The 18853-nt window shown below is 53.2% G+C and carries 18 protein-coding genes, 1 tRNA gene and 1 pseudogene; 14 read left to right on the top strand and 6 right to left on the bottom strand.

Translation table 11 applies throughout. The features are described from left to right. The 7 genes and pseudogenes from QZ170_RS05065 to QZ170_RS05035 all read left to right on the top strand — a co-directional run. Positions 1 to 841 (top strand): hypothetical protein (locus tag QZ170_RS05065; protein WP_297178070.1); only part of this gene is annotated, 841 nt, incomplete at its 5' end. 130 nt (positions 842 to 971) lie between these two features. Continuing rightward, on the top strand, positions 972 to 2066 hold the full coding sequence (locus QZ170_RS05060; RefSeq protein ID WP_297178067.1) for a hypothetical protein: 1095 nt from the start codon (positions 972 to 974) through the stop codon (positions 2064 to 2066). A 469-nt stretch (positions 2067 to 2535) separates the two neighbouring features. Further along, positions 2536 to 3891, top strand: a complete 1356-nt coding sequence (locus QZ170_RS05055) for a PKD domain-containing protein (RefSeq protein WP_297178064.1) — start codon at positions 2536 to 2538, stop codon at positions 3889 to 3891. A 12-nt stretch (positions 3892 to 3903) separates the two neighbouring features. Then, complete coding sequence (locus QZ170_RS05050; protein ID WP_297178061.1) at positions 3904 to 5586, top strand: hypothetical protein; 1683 nt, start codon at positions 3904 to 3906, stop codon at positions 5584 to 5586. Between the two features lie 25 nt (positions 5587 to 5611). Further along, positions 5612 to 7087 carry a RagB/SusD family nutrient uptake outer membrane protein gene (locus QZ170_RS05045; protein ID WP_297178058.1) on the top strand — a complete coding sequence of 492 codons (1476 nt, stop codon included), beginning with the start codon at positions 5612 to 5614 and terminating at the stop codon, positions 7085 to 7087. A gap of 223 nt (positions 7088 to 7310) precedes the next feature. Next, positions 7311 to 7707: pseudogene (locus tag QZ170_RS05040) on the top strand (DUF3872 domain-containing protein). A gap of 57 nt (positions 7708 to 7764) precedes the next feature. After that, on the top strand, positions 7765 to 8571 hold the full coding sequence (locus tag QZ170_RS05035; RefSeq protein WP_297178055.1) for a hypothetical protein: 807 nt from the start codon (positions 7765 to 7767) through the stop codon (positions 8569 to 8571). Between the two features lie 151 nt (positions 8572 to 8722). Here the strand turns inward: QZ170_RS05035 and QZ170_RS05030 are convergent, their stop codons facing one another. From QZ170_RS05030 to QZ170_RS05020, 3 genes are all read right to left on the bottom strand, one after another. Then, positions 8723 to 8962: a PcfJ domain-containing protein gene (locus QZ170_RS05030; RefSeq protein ID WP_297178075.1), complete on the bottom strand. Its 240-nt coding sequence runs from the start codon at positions 8960 to 8962 to the stop codon at positions 8723 to 8725. A gap of 43 nt (positions 8963 to 9005) precedes the next feature. Beyond that, positions 9006 to 9185: a PcfJ domain-containing protein gene (locus QZ170_RS05025; RefSeq protein WP_297178072.1), complete on the bottom strand. Its 180-nt coding sequence runs from the start codon at positions 9183 to 9185 to the stop codon at positions 9006 to 9008. Positions 9186 to 9560: 375 nt separating this feature from the next. Continuing rightward, positions 9561 to 9645: transfer RNA gene (locus QZ170_RS05020), tRNA-Ser, on the bottom strand. Between the two features lie 454 nt (positions 9646 to 10099). On the opposite strand from QZ170_RS05020, the gene ruvX reads away from it, so the two are divergent. From ruvX to QZ170_RS05000, 4 genes are all read left to right on the top strand, one after another. Next, positions 10100 to 10543, top strand: coding sequence for a Holliday junction resolvase RuvX (gene ruvX, locus QZ170_RS05015; RefSeq protein ID WP_297178052.1), 444 nt, complete (start codon positions 10100 to 10102; stop codon positions 10541 to 10543). Between the two features lie 41 nt (positions 10544 to 10584). Further along, a complete protein-coding gene (gene def, locus QZ170_RS05010) occupies positions 10585 to 11151 on the top strand; it encodes a peptide deformylase (protein ID WP_297178048.1) in 567 nt (188 codons plus the stop codon). 74 nt (positions 11152 to 11225) lie between these two features. Beyond that, on the top strand, positions 11226 to 13325 hold the full coding sequence (locus QZ170_RS05005) for a tetratricopeptide repeat protein (RefSeq protein WP_297178045.1): 2100 nt from the start codon (positions 11226 to 11228) through the stop codon (positions 13323 to 13325). Positions 13326 to 13423: 98 nt separating this feature from the next. Then, complete coding sequence (locus QZ170_RS05000) at positions 13424 to 13630, top strand: winged helix-turn-helix domain-containing protein (RefSeq protein WP_297178042.1); 207 nt, start codon at positions 13424 to 13426, stop codon at positions 13628 to 13630. Between the two features lie 194 nt (positions 13631 to 13824). Here QZ170_RS05000 and QZ170_RS04995 read toward each other — a convergent pair whose 3' ends face one another. Further along, complete coding sequence (locus QZ170_RS04995; RefSeq protein WP_297178039.1) at positions 13825 to 14493, bottom strand: hypothetical protein; 669 nt, start codon at positions 14491 to 14493, stop codon at positions 13825 to 13827. Continuing rightward, positions 14477 to 15163, bottom strand: a complete 687-nt coding sequence (locus QZ170_RS04990) for a hypothetical protein (RefSeq protein ID WP_297178037.1) — start codon at positions 15161 to 15163, stop codon at positions 14477 to 14479. Before QZ170_RS04990 ends, QZ170_RS04995 begins: the two co-directional genes overlap by 17 nt. A 171-nt stretch (positions 15164 to 15334) precedes the next feature. On the opposite strand from QZ170_RS04990, the gene QZ170_RS04985 reads away from it, so the two are divergent. The 3 genes from QZ170_RS04985 (at position 15335) to QZ170_RS04975 (ending at position 17634) form a co-directional block, all read left to right on the top strand. After that, positions 15335 to 15760 carry a hypothetical protein gene (locus tag QZ170_RS04985; RefSeq protein WP_297178034.1) on the top strand — a complete coding sequence of 142 codons (426 nt, stop codon included), beginning with the start codon at positions 15335 to 15337 and terminating at the stop codon, positions 15758 to 15760. A 258-nt stretch (positions 15761 to 16018) separates the two neighbouring features. After that, positions 16019 to 16639 carry a DUF1266 domain-containing protein gene (locus tag QZ170_RS04980; protein ID WP_297178032.1) on the top strand — a complete coding sequence of 207 codons (621 nt, stop codon included), beginning with the start codon at positions 16019 to 16021 and terminating at the stop codon, positions 16637 to 16639. Positions 16640 to 16992: 353 nt separating this feature from the next. Continuing rightward, a complete protein-coding gene (locus QZ170_RS04975) occupies positions 16993 to 17634 on the top strand; it encodes a DUF1266 domain-containing protein (protein WP_297178029.1) in 642 nt (213 codons plus the stop codon). 350 nt (positions 17635 to 17984) lie between these two features. Here QZ170_RS04975 and QZ170_RS04970 read toward each other — a convergent pair whose 3' ends face one another. Further along, entirely contained in the window at positions 17985 to 18185 is a 201-nt protein-coding gene (locus tag QZ170_RS04970; RefSeq protein WP_297178026.1) for a hypothetical protein, read from the bottom strand. Positions 18186 to 18853 lie beyond the last annotated feature (668 nt).

Below are 18853 nucleotides of genomic sequence, written 5' to 3'. Positions count from 1 at the left end.
ACTGGGCAACATGCTAAATATCTTTTCCCGGGATGGCGAACTACTACAAACCATATCAGGAGAAGGCTACTACTATACGCTGGCACTCAACGAGGGTAGGCAGATCTACTTCGTCAATAGACGCCGCTTATTTAGCTATGACCTCTCCACCAACACGTACAGAGACCTAGATCCTCCCCAGCTAAAGTCACCCTCCTACTATAAGGGTAGCCACCGTGGTCTCCACTTCTTTACCAGCCAAGGGAAGAGCCAGCTGGTCGCCATGCGAGATAAGGGCGGCCAAGGCTTGGAGGAGGTCTATCGGCTGGACTTCTCTGAGAGTGGTCGTGGCTATTCCCCGTGGCACAACAAGATCGTTTCTGGAGAGATTTACTTCCTCAACTTCTACGGCTCTGATCTGTGGGTGACGACCCAAGAGCACTTACATCGTATAGATGTAGCTACAGGAAAGTCCTTAGAGATACGAGAAGAGATGATACTACCAAAGATGTCTCATTGTGGGGATCTTGGCTACTCTATCTTTGCCAGCTTCTACAAGATATTCGACTTCAAGGCCGGGCAGATGCTCTATGAGGGACGCTTGGATAGGTTTACTCACGAAGGGAAGGAGTATAACGCTCAGACTAATGGCCTCTTGCTACACGAGGGGATCTTCTACGTCTCGGTGCGGGTGTCGGGGATCTTCTTCCTAGCAGCCTTCGATGTACAGACGGAGGAGTTTGTTTGGCACGATCTCTGGGGCGGTTGGGATATCGGCTCTGTGCATATCATCGGTGACCGAATGATCGCCCACTCCCACGACGAGGTACGCATCTATCAGCGGGTATGGCAGAGGTCGTGACTTTAATAGAGCGACCTAACGTTAGGCAGACTCTGAATGAAGCCTTGGGAATAGACATCCTTGAGGCTCGGACTCTCTATATAGCCCTCAAAGAGACTAAAGTCTTTAATTCAATCTTCGATATAATAGAATGATACAGCAGTTAATTCAACGAATTCCAGCTCCCTGGATGGCGATCTATGAGGACTCTATCTTCATTACGACGACCAACAAAAAGCGGACTTACAGTACCCACCGATACTCTCTGGATGGTGTCTGTCAGGAGAGACTACAGTCCCTGTATAGTCCCTATGCAAGGGTCCCTGAGCTGCGAAGAGGCTTGTGGTTCATACATTACTCACCAGACTCTCCGCTCTCTGATCGGATAAATATATTCTCTCTGGATGGAGAGCTGAAGCAGTCTCTAGTGGATGCAACGGGATATTTTAACATACTCGATACGGAAGAGGAGGACTGGGTCTACTTCGTAAATAAGAGGGTCGTCAAGTATAACCTCTCCACTCATGAGTATCAAGACCTAGGGGTGTTCCCCCTCGAGGTTAATTCCTTCTATAGGGGTAGCCACCATGGTCTCCACTTCTTCGCCTGCCAATGGAAGAGCCAGTTGGTAGCCATGCGCGATAAGGACGGCCAAGGCCTAGAGGAGGTCTATCGGCTGGACTTTTCCGAGAGCGGTCGTGGATATTCCCTTTGGCGCAATGGAATTGTTCCAGGGATGATTGAATTCATCAACTTCTATGGCTCTGATCTATGGGTGACGACCCAAGAACACTTACATCGTATAGAGGTAGCTACGGGAAAGTCCTTAGAGGTACGTGAAGAGATGATACTGCCAAAGATGTCTCATTGTGGGGATCTTGGCTACTCTATCTTTGCCAGCTTCTACAAGATATTCGACTTCAAGGCTGGGCAGATGCTCTATAAGGGGCGTTTAGATAGGTTTACTCATGAAGGGAAAGAGTATAGCGCTAGAACTAATGGTCTCCTACTACGCGACGGGATCTTCTACGTCTCGGTGCGGGTATCGGATACTTTCTTCCTTGCAGCCTTCGATGTGCAGACGGAGAAGTTTGTCTGGCATATCCCCTGGGATGGGTGGGATATTGAGTCTATCCACATCATCGGCGACCGAATGATCGCCTACTCTCAAGGCAAGGTATACATCTATGAGTGGGAGGAATCCAGCGGTGTACCCAAGGCCAGGGAGTGTGAAGATAAGGTATAACGGCCTGATACCAAACAGGTGCAACCTGCCCAGATAGGGCTGACGGAGGAGGTCAGAGAGAGACTGAGGGGGGAGTGTCGCTGAGGTGTCCAGAGCTAAGGCAGGAGTATCAGTATCCTAGGTGTGGACGCATCCCGTGTATACCTACTACCTAGAGGGGAAGAGTATACACGCAGGTATACAATAGTGTACACGTGTGTATACCATAGTGTACCCACGTGTACACTCCCTCCCTCTAAGTACACTCTCTGTAGGGCTCTCATCTGTGTTTGTCACACGCTGTACACCCCTGAGGCACCCCCATAGATAGGAGGGGGATAGGTAGGGCAACTCGTGGGCATGAACGAAGATCCCAAAGGAGGAAGCTAGAGGCACAATGGGGTCCTAGTATGAAGGAGCTACAACGTGAGAGCCCGTTACATTTAGAAAAGGATAGAATAAACAATATGATCGTAATAAAGAGCGGAAGATGAATAGAATGCGCATTCCTTATCGCTTGATAGCAGTACTGCTGGTGACAGCCTTGCTATCGTCTTGCCTCAGGGAGGAGTCCGTGCCGATAGCCTCCGCCTTCTCCATTGAGGTGGCGGAGGATAAGACTACGCCCGTGCAGGTTCAGCTGAAGAATGAGAGCTATGGGGCGGATGAGTATGAGTGGACGTTTGAGGGCGGTTCGCCAGCATCCTCACGTGAGAAGCGACCCGGGACAGTGACATTCACCGAGCCTGGAGAGCATAGGATACGGCTCCGTGTGCGGAATGCCGTTGAGGAGAAGGTCAGCGAACAGACCCTTCGAGTAGACTCGGCTCTTTCGCTGAACTTCGACTATCAGATAGCGATTAACGATATCGCCCCAGCGGTAGTTACGCTCCGTAATTGGAGCAAAGGAGGCAGTCGCTATGAGTGGAGCTTTGAGGGCGGAGAGCCCTCCTCATCTGCGACCCAATATCCTTCGGCTGTTACGTTCAAAGATGGCGGTGAGCATAAGATCCACCTTAGGGTCTTCAATGGCAGTCGCTACGAGGAGCTGAGCAAGACCTTTACCCTGCAGGCTCCGATGCATGCAGACTTTAGCTATACCCCCAGTGCCGTAGACCAAGACTGGGAGGCTCCCCTGACCCTGAGGACCCAGAACCTCACCACAGGGGGGCTTACCTATCGCTGGCTCTGTGAGGGAGCGACCATAGAGCATCCCGAGGCCGAGGCCACGAGTATACGCTTCGAGCGGGCTGGGAACTACAAGCTGATCCTTTTAGCTAGCAATGGCAAGGAGGAGCAACGTGTCGAGAAGCTCCTTACCATCAAGCCCAATCGAGGGATCATCGAGCAGGTGGACCTAAAGCTCGGCATCAATGAGGCTAAGAACACTGTCGGATGCTTCTATTCGGCCTATGCGGGAGGGGTCGTGACGTCGAAACGTATTGCTGAGGAGCAACTCGGAGCTAAGGTCGATTTGGGCTTCTTTGCCTTGAACTCCTCCTTTAGTTATTGCTACTTCTTTGCACCCAATCAGGCCGTCTCCAGTTCCTTTCCATACATTCCTGGGGCACAAGGGGCGAGCTTCGTCCATTATCCATCTGACTACGGGAGCACGATCACTGATGCAGACTTCGAGAGCTTCGAGCAGGCTAAGGACTTCGACCGCTTCAGGCAGTGGAGCGAGCCACGTCCTAGGCACTTTGACAAGGGGAGTCTGCCCCACTTCGTCCTCTTTCGTACGGCAGATGGTCGTCGTGGCGTGATCCGTGTCAAGCGCTATGTCCAAGCAGGTGCCGCCTCCTACATCCTTGCGGATATCAAGGTCGAGAAGCGCCCCAATGAATAACCTCTATTGCCTATGCTGAAGATTTACCCTACGCCCCTCCGGAGGATACTCCTACTGACAGCTCTGCTGCTCCTCGGGATGAAGCCTAGCTATGCCCAGAATATCGAGGAGGTGCTTGCCTTTCGTAAGAAGACCCCCCTTAAGATCAGTGGGAGCATCTCTGCTCGTGCTACGCTATTCAGCAGTCAGCCTAGCGAAGCCCGCCAGAGCTTCACGTACCAGCTCACGGGGGCGGTGAACCTATCGCTCTACGAGCTCCTCAATATCCCCCTCTCGTTTAATCTGAATAACTATGGGGCGAACTTCTCCTATCCCTCGCTTCCCAATCGGCTAAGCCTCCATCCTTCGTATAAGTGGGCGAAGGCTCATATCGGCGATGTATCTATGAGCTTCGGGCCCTATACGCTGAATGGTCATCAGTTTACGGGTCTGGGCGTAGAGCTAAGTCCCGGGAAGTGGCAGGTATCGGCTATGGCAGGGCGACTACTCAAGAGGGTGGATGCCGACCCGAATATTCCCTCCCTGCAGGTGGGCTATGAGCGATGGGGGTATGGGCTCAAGACTCGGTATGAGGGGAGTACCTTTGCCCTCGGAGGGACGGTCTTTGCGGCACGGGATCGAGATGGGCACATCTCCTTCGACATCGATGCGCTAGGGATCTATCCCAAGGGGAATATAGCTCTGGGACTAGAGGGGAGCCTCAGTCTCATCAAGGACCTTAAGCTCTCGCTGGAATATGGGCTCAGCAGGATGCAGCAGGATCTGCGAAGCACAGAGGTGAGTTACTACCATGCCCTCAAGGCCGACGTGTCTTATAGCTTCGTCGGCAATACTCTGGGGGTAGGCTACGAGCGTATCGATCCGGGCTATGCGACCTTAGGGGCTTACTACTTCAACAACGACTACGAGAATCTGACGCTCAACTATAGCCGGAGCTTCTTCGATAGTAAGCTCAGCCTTGCACTAAGTGGAGGCCTCCAGCGAGATGACCTCATGGGGCAGAAGCAGGAGCATAATAAGCGCTTCGTGGGCTCAGCACAGGTCGGCTTCACTCCCAGCGAAGCCCTCTCCGCCTCGGTCTCACTATCCAGCTTCCAGTCTTATCGCAATCTGAAGTCCAGCTTCGACTATATCAATGCACGGACTCCCTATGACAATCTTGACACCCTGCAGTTTACCCAGCTCAGCCATAGCCTAGATGCCGATATTAGCTGGCGCCTCAAGCAGAGTGAAGCTCAGACACAGACCCTGTCAGCTACTCTGAGCTACCAAGAAGCCGCCGATAGGCAGGGGCGCTATATCCAGCCCGGTCAGCTCACCCGCTTTATGAACCTCGGGACGAGCTATAGCTTAGATCTGAGCGCGCTGGACCTTACACTCACGGGGGGCTTCAATGTAAGTAATAACTATGCCGACCGCAAGGCCGTGCTTACCCTCGGGCCAAGCCTCAGCCTAGCTAAGCGCTTCCTAAAGAAACAGCTCAGTACGGGGCTTAGCCTATCCTACAATGAGACTCAGGAGGTAGGGCACAGGCTAGCGCAGGTGTACAACCTCCGAGCTACTGCAGGCTATCGCTTCTGGGGCAAGCACGGCCTGAATGCAAGCGTCGCTTACCAAGGGCGCAAGCTCCTCCAGGCAGTGAGCGCTCCTAGATCTTCCTTTACGAGCGAACTTAGCTACAGCTACTCTTTCTAGTATCTTTATCGATTAGTATCATCCTATGACGTCACACTATATCTCTCGTCGGGCACTCGCCGTCCTGGTCGGTCTCCTTCTATTCCTCTCCTGCAAGAAGGAGCATGCGCCACAGACTCCCTCTGAGCAAAGTCCCTTTGCTGATGCCACTTCGGCTACGGAGGCTGTCCAGCGACTGTATAAGGAGGGACTTCCCTCGATCTACTTAGATACCGATCCAGAGGAGGGGGTACGCTCCGCTTGGCCCGCCTATCTGAGCGGCTTGATAGAGAGCGAAGCACTTGCTGGCCCTTACCCCATATTAAATACGGCGAAGCTATCCTCTCCTGCGGTACAGAGGCTCGCTGAGACTATTTATTCTCGGTGCTATGATGGGATAGAGCTCGCAGACTCACTGCTTCGTCTCCTCCCTACGGCGAAGGGGCTACAGGCTGGGGAGCAAGCACAGCTACTCGGAGAGGTACGTTTCTTCCGAGCCTTCAGTCGCTTCTATCTCTTGCGTAGCTTTGGGGTCATTCAGGAGAGCCGTGGAGGACAAACAAAGTCCCTAGAGGAGGGCTATCAGCTGATCGAGCAAGACCTCCGGTCGGCTATTGCCCTTCTTCCCAGTAGGACAAAGGAGGTAGGGTCGTATCGTGTACACCAAGACCTTGCCCGAGTGCTCCTAGGGGAGGTATACCTACAGATGAGTGGCTATCCTCTGAGACAAGCTAAGTACAAGGACGCGGCGGCTATCCTCCGCCCCGTCCTTAGCTCTGGGAGGTATCGATTGATGCCTAACGGTGGGAGCGAAGAGCATTCGGCATACAACACGCTACGCACCAACCCTGCCTGCGACGAATACCTCTTCACCCTCCGAGGTGCCAGTGCCCCGAGTCTGGAGGCCTATACCTTCCCTCGGGAGGCTAAGAGCTGGGGTAAGGTAGGCGAGTCGCTCGCCTTCAATGCCTTTCGACCGACGAAGCTCTTCATGTCGGTCTATGGTGAGAGTGATTTGCGGGGCAAGGATAGGCAGTATTTCCACAGTTTCTATAAGGTAGCGGAGGAGGGGAAGACAGTCTTTCAGATCTTTAATCCAGCCCCTTGGTTCTGGCTCCGATCGACCCCTGAGCATATAGGCACGAGGCCGATGGAGCTGGGGCTCTATCCCTACTCAGAGGTGTTGCTCCTGCTCGCCGAAGCACTGCTGGAGAGCGAAGAGGAGACAAGTACAGCTATTCGCTGCCTTGCGGAGGTTCGAGGGAGGGCCCTGCAGCAAGCTCCCTCGGAAGTAGCCCTCGCCCTCGCCCCCCTTTCGAAGGAGGAGCTCCAAGTGGAGCTGTGGCTGGAGCGTCTCCGTGAGCTCCCCTTTCAGATGAAGCAACTCTGGGACATTCAGCGCACGAGGAAGTACCCCAAGGTGCAAGGTGGTCGCCTCCACCTCATCCCACTGGAGCAGGCCGTGACCCCCCAAGGCCATAAGCTCAGCCCTCAGGGGCTCGTTCTGCCTCTCCCTATTTAGTTCATGGCATGTACTAGGCATTACTCACTACCGTGCTTTAGCAAAGCACGGTAGTGAGTCTTAGGTACGTCGCCTTCCTCATTCCACCAAAGTAGGGCTGGAGTGAACGTGGATGGGAAAAAGCTAAGCAAGTTTATCCAGCTATGAGCAACATCATGCGTTAGCTCTGCCTATAAACTGAAGGCGAACAATGGAAAGAAAACTTGTGAATACGCTGTGAGCTATGGGGCTACTTACCATAGTGAGCCTTTGTCTCCCTGCTTGTGATCGGGAACTGGAGGTGCAGTAGGCTTATGACTTCACGCTGGAGACGATGCTAGTCCAGAAAGACCGTTATGGAGAGGAAGTTGCCGAGATAAGATACTCTCTCAAACGAGCGGGTCGCTTTGCTGGAGCCCGCTATACCCTTCGCTACTTCCAAAGCGAGGGTAAGGGGATGCTGAGGTTGGATAAAGGAGCAGCACTCAAGCCTAATCTGCTATCCCTTAGAGAAGGAGGAGTTTCGCTTGTACTACAGCTCGTAGTCGGCAGACCGCCAAACGATAGATGCCTATATCGAAGACAACTTCGGCAAGGTGCAACAGCAGACTTTTTCTTTCAATCATAAGAAGGCTGAATAAGGCTCCTTCTGTATGAAATGGATATAATCCCCCCCAAAAAAGCCTACCTTTGTCTTTATGAAGACTGTATTTGAACTATCTTGGCGTGCCACTTTGCCATTAATGTTTTTCAAGAGAGAGGATAAGACTTGTTCGAATCCCCAGGGATTTGGGAGTGGATTTTTTCTCTTGTATCGTGGTCGATATATCTTTGTCACTGCAGATCACAATACACATAGTGAGGACTTTGAAAAAGGTGAAAGAACCCCTGCAGAGAATACTGTTTGCATTATGACAGAACAGGTCGATTCTGAAAACCTCTCGACAGCGTTAATTCCTATAACCGGCTTTTGTGATTTTACTTCGTTCGATCTGAATGATCCTAATTTTTCTGATTTTCCTGATTTGGTAGATATCTCTTTTAAAGTGTTTGAAGAGAATAGCATACCGATGAAGATTCTTTCTCCAAGATTAGAAGTAGGAGGTGAGATCTTGGTCGAGGAGGGTGAGAAAATCCTGATTCTAATGGAGGATCCAATACCATTGTCAAAAGATGATTTTTGCTTAGTTACAGGTCTTGTACAGAATGAAATTGTTAGGACTATGTGTATTCAGAGAAAAGCAGCAATACATATAGACCTACAATTTAAGGAATTAGACCGTGACAGATATTATGTGATGAGTTATCCAAAGCCCGTTAAACGAGAGGAATGGGCTGGGTTAAGCGGAGCCCCAGTGTTTAGTGATAAAGGTAGCTGTATCGGTATGATCATTCGAGGTGCGGAAGATTATGATACGGTCACGGTTGTTCCAATACGTAAGATCTTAAGCTTGATTGATGCTGCAATGTGCTTTGAGAAGCAAGCCAATGCTCATCCCATCTAAGAGAGGCTTTACTCAAACTTATCTAGATAGATTCGTTTACCCTAGTTTTTGCACAGAATCTTTCCCTAGTAGCTCTCATATATCAAGAGAAAATAAAGGAAGCCCTGAAGCGATAACACCGCTTCGGGGCTTTTTATGTGCAAGTGGCTCTTTAGGCTACACGGCTTTGTATCTGTTTCATATTCTGATGCACGAGTTCGATGATGCGCTCGTGGTACTCGGTGTCTTGATTCATCAAGCCACGGCACTGAATGACCTTCATCGTTTCCGAGGATAGCTCGATGGTCTCTATCGGCTTGCCGTCAATACTTGCCGATAGAATAAGGCTCTTCTCCTTGAGGTGGTACTCATTAGTGAATACGCAATGGTGTAGAGCTTGTCCTTCCTCTATATACTCCTACACGCTCTCCAGCACTCGGATTTGGATGATCCCATCAGTGAAGGTGTAATCCCAAAGAATAGAGCTTTGAGTTTTTAGAATCGTGTTTCACCCTCCGTGCCTTCTTTCGTTTGTGCTCCTCTTGTTCTCGCTCTTGCCGGGCTCGCAACCTTGGGATAATCTCGTAGTGGGCTTGCTGTAAGTCTTCGGGGCAAACGTAGTGAGCGTTGTGCATATCTCGACCAAGCCTTATGAATATATCTACGTAGTCGTACCATAGGACAATCTCTGTGATGTTATAGCCTCTTCGGAGGCTCATCTTGTAGGCTAGCCAATAGTTACTCTACTTCTGCGGACGGCTGAGCAAGTAACGCAGGTGCTCGGTGCGTCTCGCTTTCATTAGGATCTTGACCGTCTGTGAGCAAGGCAGGGATAAGACTTGTATAGCAGAATTTGACCGATTGATGACAATTAGGCCCTAGGGGTAAGCCGTCAGGTCTATGGACTGCGTACAAAGAAAAATCGTTGTAAGACCATGCCTACAACGATTTACTCTTGTTTTGAAGGCTTCTCTGACAACCATTTTGCAGTCATTTTGAAGCCTCTTTTGCGGAGAGAGAGGGATTCGAACCCCCGGAGCCTTGCAGCTCAACGGCTTTCGAGACCGCCACAATCGACCACTCTGCCATCTCTCCTTTGGGTCTTTGCCTTAGCTCTGTAGAGTTAGGGATACTCTGGGCTAACGCGGTGCGAAGATACATATAAAATACTATTGCTTGCAAATATCCTCTGTGCCTGTCCTCTCTATACACCTGTATGGGGCCGTTCTCCCTCGCTATCCGTCGGGTGGGGGAAGAGTGAGTAGGGTGGGAGAGGACATACTTAGAGCGAAGGTGTGTACACGTGTGTACACTGTTGTGTACAGGCGGGTATACTACAGTGTACACACGTGTACACTTTTGCCCCTTAGGTAGTAGGTATACCCTGGGTGAGGATACCCCTCGGGTAGAGATGTTTCTATACAGTATGTGTGCTCCTGCCGAGGAGCATGCTCTGGGACTACTTTGTCCTCGACCTCTACAGTTTTCATGCCTTAGCCCTAGTGCTAAGGGAGGAGAGGGACGAATTGCGTATCTTTGCCCGTGACTTATGGGTAGACTCTTAGCTATAGACTATGGACAGAAGCGGTGCGGTGTCGCCGTCACTGATCCCCTACAGATCATCCCCGGTGGACTGGGGACGATCCCGACGCATCAGCTTCTAGACTTCGTGCTGGACTATGTGCAGCGTGAGGAGGTCGAGCGCATTATCATTGGCTACCCAAGGCAGATGAATAGCCAGGAGTCTGCCTCGATGAAGTATATCCGCCCCTTCGTGGGACGGCTTCAGAATGCCTTGCCCTCGATGGCTATCGAGTATCAGGACGAGCGCTTCACCTCCACCCTTGCCCAGAGGACGATCCGTGAGGCTGGCATTGGTCGGCGACGGAGAGAGACGGACAAGGGGCTCGTGGACGAAGTCAGTGCCGTCATCATCCTGCAGAGCTATCTGGAGGCTAAGAAGGGGCTTGGCCCAATCCATCTACCTGGCTAGATCCAAATCATTTATTACTCCAAAAGGAAATTATACACCCTATGAAGCTACCTATTTATATCTACGGCCATCCTGTCCTCCGAGAGATGGGGCAGGACATCACCCCTGAGTACGAGGGGCTCCAGCAGCTCATCGCCGATATGTGGGAGACGATGTACTTCTCTGAGGGTATCGGGCTTGCGGCACCTCAGATCGGGCGAGCTATTCGCCTCTTCGTGATCGATGCTGACCCGATGAAGGAGGACTTCCCCGAGTGTGCGGGGCTGAAGCAGACCTTCATCAATGCTCGTATCATCGAGCGGAGCGAGGAGACGCTCTCCGAGAACGAAGGCTGCCTAAGCATCCCCGGGATCAATGAGCGGGTCACACGCCCCTCGACCATCACCATCGAATATCTCGATGCGGACTTCCAGCCTCATCGGGAGACTTATTCGGGCTTTGCAGCACGTGTCATCCAGCACGAGTACGACCATATCGAGGGGATACTCTTCATCGATCAGATCGCTACTATCCGTAAGCAACTCATCAAGGGCAAGCTCACAAACCTCGCCAAGGGTAAGGTCTCGGCACACTATCGTGTCGTGACTGCACCACAGAAGCGTCGCTAGGATACACTACCCGGCGTAGCTACGCCGTTCATCCTATATAACACTGTAGACACGGCCTCATAACGATATAGTAGATGGTAAAAAGCTCCCTGAGGAAGCTTCAGCTCCTGATCCTTGCCCTTACGCTCGGTGCGCCACTGGCGCATGCGCAGATAGATGTCCACCAGGTGCTCTCTATCGGGCGAAACGCTATTTACTTCAACGACTATATCGTCTCTATGGGGTACTTCAACCAAGTGATAGGTCTTCGCCCTTGGATGGCAGAGCCCTATTTCTATCGCTCGGTAGCGAAGATTAACCTCGAGGACTATCGTGGAGCAGAGGCCGATGCTACGCTGGCGCTGGAGCGTAATCCCTTCCTGAGCAAGGCTTACCTCGTGCGTGGTATCGCGCGCTTCTCTCAGAAGGAGTACGAGGCCGCCATCGGAGACTTCCGACAGGGGCTGAGCCTATCCCCCTCGGACGTGGGGCTACGCTACAACCTCGCCATCGCCCAGCTCGAGGCCAAGCAGTATGCAGCTGTCGATAGCACGGCACATGAGCTGCTGCGCTTCTCCCCTCGTAACAAGGATGCCTACCGCCTACTCGCTCAGACGGCTCTCGAGCGTAAGGATACGGTGCAGGCACTACGTCAGGTGGAGGAGCTCCTGAAGCGTGACAGCCTCTACACCCCAGCCCTTCTGCTACGTGCTCAGGTAGCTGCTGACCGTCGGGACTATGCTACGGCCATGAAGGCGATCGATCAGGTGATCGGGATAGAGGGGGGCAATGCCAGCCTCTATGTCAATCGTGCCATCATGCGCTATCATCAGAATGACCTACGTGGAGCCATGCAGGACTACTCGGAGGCCATCAAGCTCGAGCCCTCTAATATTCCAGCCCGCAACAACCGTGCCCTCCTGCGCTCGCAGGTCGGTGAGTACAGCCCTGCTATCTCCGACTGGGATGAGGTCATCCGCCTATCCCCCAAGAACTATATCGCCCGCTACAACCGTGCCCTACTGCACATGCGTCTCGGGAACCCTCGTGCAGCCCTGCAGGATCTCAATGCTGTGCTGGAGCAGTACCCGATCTTCGGTGAGGGCTTCCTCGCCCGTGCCGAGGTCAAGCGTATGCTCGGCGATGTCAAGGGCGCTGGACGGGATCAGCTCCACGTCTTCGACCTGCAGAACAGCAAGCAGTATCGAAGTTCAGCTGCTAAGACCTCCAGAGACAAGACCAAGGAGCGGGATACTCGCAGCAAGGAGGATGAGGCCATAGAGAAGTACAACATGCTCGTCGAGACAGCGCCACGAGCAGAGACTGAGAAGCCCAAGTACACCAGCCAGGTGCGTGGACGGGTGCAGGATAGGGAGACGCAAGCGCTACCCAAGTCCAATATCACCCTCTCCTACTTCACCGAGGTCGATAAGGACGGCAACCAGACCCGCATCTACTACTCTCCTCTCTTGGATCGCTACAATGCCCAGCAGCTACAGCGAGACAAGCGCACCCCCCGTATCCTACTGCAGGAGCGCACGCTGGCTCTGTCCTCGGATCAGATCAAGGCACTAGAGCAGGATATCGCTCGCCTCTCTCGGGAGACTGCGGAGACAGCCTCGCTCTACCTGCGTCGTGGGATCGACTACGCCCTCTTGCAGGACCTAGACCAAGCCATCCTAGACTTCTCTCGTGCGATCAGCTTGGATCCAGCCTCACCCCTAGCCTTCTTCGCACGTGCTACGGCTACGATGCGTCGCTCCGAGGCCGAGCAGGGACGTATCCCCGAGGAGCACTCGCAGCAGGAGCGTGCTATCATCCGCTCGGCAGCCACGGGGGGTAAGGCGCTCCCCACGGCTCCCACAGCCACGACACCTGCCCTTCCTCGGACACCACGTCTGAGCGAGCAACCCGCCCTACTGGATCTCAATCGAGCCATCGAGCTAGATCCACAGTTCGCCTACGCCTACTACAATAGGGGCAATCTCTATGCCCGATCGGGGGAGGAGGATAAGGCACTGCTAGACTATACGAGAGCCATCGAGCTTAATCCAGCCTTCGCCGAGGGCTACTACAATAGGGGCCTGCTCTACCTCTCTCGTGGTAGGGTCGCCGATGGCGTGCGGGACCTGAGCAAGGCGGGTGAGCTAGGGCTCTACGAAGCCTATAGCTTCATCAAGAGGATGAATAAGTAACCTATTCGCTCAAAATGCGTACCTTAGCAGAGGCTCTGATGAGCAATTGCTAGAGTCAACGGTAATTAAATCCCACACTTATTAACCCCTAAAACGCTATGATCGAGACAATAGGAACGAACGCTGGTCTCATCTGGAATGCCCTAGACAAGCTAGGCAAGATGGACGTCAAAGCACTGAAGAAAGCCACGAAGCTACGCACGGACAAGGAGCTCTATGCCGCCCTTGGCTGGCTCGCCAAGGAGGGTAAGCTCCACTTCGATGAGGTCGGCGAAGAGCTCTTCGTGGAGCTAATCTACCTCTAGTAGGTCGCGCAGGGCCAGAGATGGCCTAGAAGAAGGAAGCCCCCACAGCATGTCTTGGATAGATATGCTGCGGGGGCTTCGATGTGTCGGGTGGTATCGTCTTACCTCCCCCCCTTGGGATCCTTATCGCCTTTTAGTCTCATACTGCTCCTTATCTATGTCCTATCTCCTCATGGGGGCTGGAGCGGAGAGGCTCAGTAGACAGCCTTGTAGCGACAGGGCGTCAGTCGGGGGTCGAGTACCCATAGCTCCAGATCTAGGAGGTCTAGGCTGAGCTGAGGCCTCGTCTGTAGGCGGAGGGTCGTCGCTAGTCGCTTGGCCGTGCGGGAGCGGGTATTGATGAGTATGGTCGTACGCTTGGGGCTACTCTGGTAGCCACTGAGGAGAGCGCCTAGCTCCACTAAGGTCGTAGCCTCGGAGGGGAGACGCTCTAGTAGGATGAGGTCATAGTCTCCACTCAGGGCGGTTGCCCCTGAGGCCTCCACCTGGTGTAGTACCTCTACATAGCCCGTACGGACGAGGTATAGGGGGACCATCGTCTGTTCTCCAGAGATGAGGAGGACACGCTGAGCCTGCTCCTCGTGCGCGATACGAAAGATCAGCTCTAGTGTGCGTGAGCTACGTATCGGACGTGGGCGCTCGGCTCGTGCCAGCTCCCGAGTATGGCGTCCGAGCTCCTCCCTCAGCTCGGCGAAGCAGTAGTAGGGGCGGCGGTTGCGGATGACCCTAGAGATCAAGTGAAAGGCATAGGGCGAGTGCACCCCATCCCCACGGCGATTGATGATGAGGCGCTTCGAGCGCTTCAGCCGACGGGTGAGTCCCTCTAGCCGAGGGAGCCTACGCCCCTTAGCTAATCGCCTCATGGATCTCTTCGCTAGGTACACCCTGTAGATAGCGGTAGAAGAGTGTGTGGTAGAGCATCCCTAGAGGGAGCGTAATGATCACACCGAGCCCTAGGGCTATCCCTCCGAGCAGGGATAGTGCCAGCTGGATGACTAGTAGGAGTAGGAGGGGGTAGAAGTGCCCGTCGGTGAGTCGCCAAGCTTCCTTGACGGATCGCCGTAGGCCTCCCTGCTCGATGTAGACCTGGGGGAGGAATGCGAGCCGCAGCACTAGATAGAGCCCTGGCACGATGAAGAGCACGAGCCCTAGACTACAGGCGAGCCCTAGGAGCAGGCCTAGGAGTAGTAGGGGGAGGAACTTGCGTAGAGCTACCCGGTAGGCACTCATCTGTACGCTCTCCTCGCCCCCTCGGGCTGTGATGTGTAGCACACGTATCTGTAGGACGAGTATTAGATAGGCATATAGGAGGGTGGGGGCGGATAAGAGGCCGAGGCTGAGCCATGGCGCTGTCGTAGGGGCGGGGGCACTCGCTAGCTGCCCTTGGGCGAAATAGAACCCATAGACGCTCAGTAGGATGAGGACGAAGATGAGTACCGAGAGTCCGTAGAGTCCCTTGTGGCTCTGCAGTAGCCGATAGGCTTGCTTGAGCGCTTGACCATGAGCGAAGGGGGGGAGTGGATGCTGGATCATTGCTCTTAGGATGAATATTATCGTGGACGTAGATGCTATGTAGCGTTTATAAGGACAAATATACGTATTTGTGGGGGCTTGTGTACACTTTCCTTGCTATTTCATTACCTTTGTCGCGGGATTGTGATCCCAGTGAGCAGATTTGTTTCACCTATTAACTTTGAGACGATAATGAAGAAGTTTATTTTGGCTTGTGCCTGCGCCTTTGCGCTTGGCGTCAGTGTATCCGCCCAGACACCTCAGAAGAAGGAACCCGCGAAGACCTGCTGTAGCCCTGGTGCTAAGAGCTGTGACTGCAAGGCTGGCTCGGCCTGTGAGAAGGACGGCAAGAAGACCTGCAAGAACGCTCAGTCCAAGGAAGCCGCTAAGTGCGACAAGATGGACGGTGCCAAGTGCGACAAGAAGGACGGCGCCAAGAAGTCCTGCTGCAAGGATGGTGCTAAGTGCGACAAGAAGGACGGCGCTAAGAAGTCCTGCTGCAAGGATGGTGCCAAGTGCGACAAGAAGGACGGCGCCAAGTGTGACAAGAAGGACGGTGCTAAGGGGTCCTGCTGCAAGGACAGCGCTAAGAAGGCAGACCAAGCAGAGAAGATGTAGTCCACCTCCTACGAGATCATACACGACTAGCCAGAGGCGATCCCTAGAGATGGGGGTCGCCTCTGCTCCTTTTCGCCCCTCTGCTCCATCTGCCATTACTGTCTATGGAGACTCATGGGCGGGGAAGAGAGCTAGAGATACCTACGTCAGGGGAGGGATGAGGTAGATGACATATCCGTATCTTTGTGGAGTGCCCCACCGGTATCGGATTACCCCGAAGGGGGGCACACATGTCTCACACAACTACTAAGTATCGATATGGGAAAGAACATATTCCAGGACGTACTCCGTTCGTTCGGCTTCAGCTCCAGCGATGACTCCACCAGCAGCGATCACCCTCAGGCTACATGCGATGCCCTGCACCCCACTCTGCTCGCTGGGGTCTACTACTATCGTGGGTACGGAGGGGTAGAGGAGGTCGATCGGCTCGTCAAGCGCTATGGCAAAGGATTGATTGAGGGCTACTCCTACTTCTTCATCGATCCCTTCGAGGGAGAGCGTGTCGGCAGTGTGCTCGCTATGCTACGGCATGACTGGCGTATCACCGACGTCGCTTCGCTCCAGGCGATGCTCTCCAAGCTCAAGACCCAGGAGTCCGAGCACAAGGCTTGGGACTTCGCCCGTGCTGTACATGTCTCGTGGGCTAGTGTCCGTGCTGGCTTCATCTCCCTGCCTGATGCCGAGTCCTATCAGAGGGAGATCCTCTCCCTCGCTCAGGCTAAGTACTCCGACTGGGCTACGTACTTCCAAGACTTCCTCGATGGTCGTATCGCTTGGGATCCCGAGAATGAGTATGGTGGCCAGGCTGAGCTTGAGGCGACTGTCAGAGACCTCCTCGGCTCCCCTGTCTCCATCTATAAGGTTATCCCTCTAAGGTAGTCCCTCCGCCTTCGCACGAAGGCTGTCCCCCTACGATCCCTCCGAGAGGTCGCACCCCGAGTCCTGTGGGACGGGGTGTGACCTCTCGCTCTTTGTGACTAGGCATTCCTCCTCTGCCCCTCGTCCTACCCGAGGTATGTAGTGTCTAGGTGGAGGGGTACGGCCTCTCCCTCCCCTCCTACAGCGCACACCGTCCCTCTATAGGAGCCCGTGAGATGCCGAAGAGGCAATATTTCTGAGGATCTGGTGATAATGATATGCATATATATATATATACTTATCTTTGTGGTGCACCTCACCAATATAGGATCGTCCTAGAGGTGCATTCAAGTCTCATCCAAAATAATGACAACATGAGAAAGAACGTACTCAAGACCGTACTCCTCGCTCTGCTCGCAGTAGTAGGTCTCGCCTCCTGCGGAGGCTCCTCATCCTCCTCGTCCAACGGCCAGAATAATGCCGAATACGATGCCCTGCGCCCAACCCTCCTCGGTGGGGTCTACTTCTACCGTGGCTATGGTGGGGTACAAGCCGTAGATAGTCATATCAAGAGCGGCGGTGTGGAGCAGATCGAGGGCTACAAGCAGCTCTTCATCAACCCCTACGAAGAGGAGACTGCCTCTAATGTAACTGGTATGCTCAGGAAGGACTGGAGCGTCACTAATGCAGATGAGCTCAAGGCTCAGCTCGAGAAGCTCAAGACTCAGGAGTCCGAACACAAGGCTTGGGACTTAGCTCGTGCCGTGAATATCTCCTGGGCTGGTCTCCGTGTAGGCTACCTCACTCAGGCTGAGGTCGAAGCCTACCAGAAGGAACTCCTCGCTCTAGCTCAGGCCAAGTACCCTGACTGGACTGCGTACTTCAACGACTTCCTCGCTGGCCGTACGGCTTGGGATCCCAACGATGAATACGGTGGCAAGGCTGAACTAGAGTCCGTCGTCAAGGACATCCTCGAGTCCCCTGTCTCTATCTATAAGGTAATCCCTCTGAAGTAAGCCCCCTTCGATAGAAGAACTTCTTCTCTGAGGTCGTACCCTCAGTCCCTCTGGGACGGGGTACGACCTTTTCCTTTTTCCCTCTCCGCCCCTTCGAGTCGCTTCTCTCTCCCTCTACCCTACACCCTTCTCGCTACGTCGTACTCCCCACTTTGTGGTATCGTTCACCCCGAGGTAGGAGGGTGGGGGAGTTTCTCTAGCTAGATAGCTCTGTGTCAGGCGTTCCGATCGGGCTGAGACGTTCATACCGAGAGCGTGACTGCGCTCTCGGTATGAGCGTCTCCATCACCTTACATAGGTGACGAGAGCCTTCTTACCGAGACCGCTCCGACGATGATACTATGTTCGTTTTAGCCTGCTTGGGGTGGGCTAATAGTTGAGCTGAATATTGGCCGAACCATCCCACTATCCCCGCTTCTAGCTCCCCACTGCCCCAGCTCCCTGATCCCCCTATCGCCCGGGTCGTCGCCCAAGGGCTGCATCCTTGCCCGAGCACTAGAGTAGTGGTATGCCTCCTTTATTGCCTTGATTACTTGTGTCTGGAGCTTCATTGATCGAATGCTTATCTTCCTCGAGATCTTCCTCGGGATAATTGTGCTCTCGACCGTATCTTTGCGGAATGATAGGGGCTTCTCTTGGAAGTCCTCGAGCTGGGCTATTATTGATGGCTAAGAAAGAAGTACAAACCGATATATAGATATGCAATAATATTTATGGATGAGTTATTGGTGTTTTCGGACAATAAGACAGGGGATAAGGTCGGTGTGTATTATAATACCTGGTTGTTTATAATCAGATGTATACTAGTGGAGTATGCGCATAAAACGACCAAAGAGGTGGACGAGATCCTAAAGAAGCGATACTACCAAAAGCCCCAAAATTATGAGGACGCCCTATGTATAAGTCATGAGACAGAGTACCATTGGGCTATGCTCGGAGCCTATGGTGAACGGTATTGGTTGAAGGGGATTAGCGCCCTAAGTCCGATCGACTATGATGAATGGTATAACGACTGTATAAGGCAAAACAAGTTGCACAGCCCTATTAAATGGTTTTGATACCTACCACGCAGGAATGAGTAGTGGCACACCTTTTCCCTCGGATTGATAGCTGGTATTTGGGCTTTATTACCCCTGGATATAAGGCTTGTTGAATCCTACAGCCCGTGGACGTTAGTCCGCTGGCTGTCGCTTTTTATTCCGACGATTGCCTCTACGAG

The sequence above is a fragment of the uncultured Porphyromonas sp. genome (assembly GCF_905372525.1).
Classification (GTDB): domain Bacteria; phylum Bacteroidota; class Bacteroidia; order Bacteroidales; family Porphyromonadaceae; genus Porphyromonas.
Note: the sequence above shows the minus strand (reverse complement) of the source record. Positions and strands in the feature narration are given on the sequence as shown.

Coding starts and splice junctions, on each gene's coding strand:
- QZ170_RS05060 (WP_297178067.1), top strand. CDS start 972: ATGATACAGCAGTTAATTCAACGAATTCCAGCTCCCTGGATGGCGATC.
- QZ170_RS05055 (WP_297178064.1), top strand. CDS start 2,536: ATGAATAGAATGCGCATTCCTTATCGCTTGATAGCAGTACTGCTGGTG.
- QZ170_RS05050 (WP_297178061.1), top strand. CDS start 3,904: ATGCTGAAGATTTACCCTACGCCCCTCCGGAGGATACTCCTACTGACA.
- QZ170_RS05045 (WP_297178058.1), top strand. CDS start 5,612: ATGACGTCACACTATATCTCTCGTCGGGCACTCGCCGTCCTGGTCGGT.
- QZ170_RS05035 (WP_297178055.1), top strand. CDS start 7,765: ATGAAGACTGTATTTGAACTATCTTGGCGTGCCACTTTGCCATTAATG.
- QZ170_RS05025 (WP_297178072.1), bottom strand. CDS start 9,185: ATGCACAACGCTCACTACGTTTGCCCCGAAGACTTACAGCAAGCCCAC.
- ruvX (WP_297178052.1), top strand. CDS start 10,100: ATGGGTAGACTCTTAGCTATAGACTATGGACAGAAGCGGTGCGGTGTC.
- def (WP_297178048.1), top strand. CDS start 10,585: ATGAAGCTACCTATTTATATCTACGGCCATCCTGTCCTCCGAGAGATG.
- QZ170_RS05005 (WP_297178045.1), top strand. CDS start 11,226: ATGGTAAAAAGCTCCCTGAGGAAGCTTCAGCTCCTGATCCTTGCCCTT.
- QZ170_RS05000 (WP_297178042.1), top strand. CDS start 13,424: ATGATCGAGACAATAGGAACGAACGCTGGTCTCATCTGGAATGCCCTA.
- QZ170_RS04995 (WP_297178039.1), bottom strand. CDS start 14,493: ATGAGGCGATTAGCTAAGGGGCGTAGGCTCCCTCGGCTAGAGGGACTC.
- QZ170_RS04990 (WP_297178037.1), bottom strand. CDS start 15,163: ATGATCCAGCATCCACTCCCCCCCTTCGCTCATGGTCAAGCGCTCAAG.
- QZ170_RS04985 (WP_297178034.1), top strand. CDS start 15,335: ATGAAGAAGTTTATTTTGGCTTGTGCCTGCGCCTTTGCGCTTGGCGTC.
- QZ170_RS04980 (WP_297178032.1), top strand. CDS start 16,019: ATGGGAAAGAACATATTCCAGGACGTACTCCGTTCGTTCGGCTTCAGC.
- QZ170_RS04975 (WP_297178029.1), top strand. CDS start 16,993: ATGAGAAAGAACGTACTCAAGACCGTACTCCTCGCTCTGCTCGCAGTA.
- QZ170_RS04970 (WP_297178026.1), bottom strand. CDS start 18,185: ATGAAGCTCCAGACACAAGTAATCAAGGCAATAAAGGAGGCATACCAC.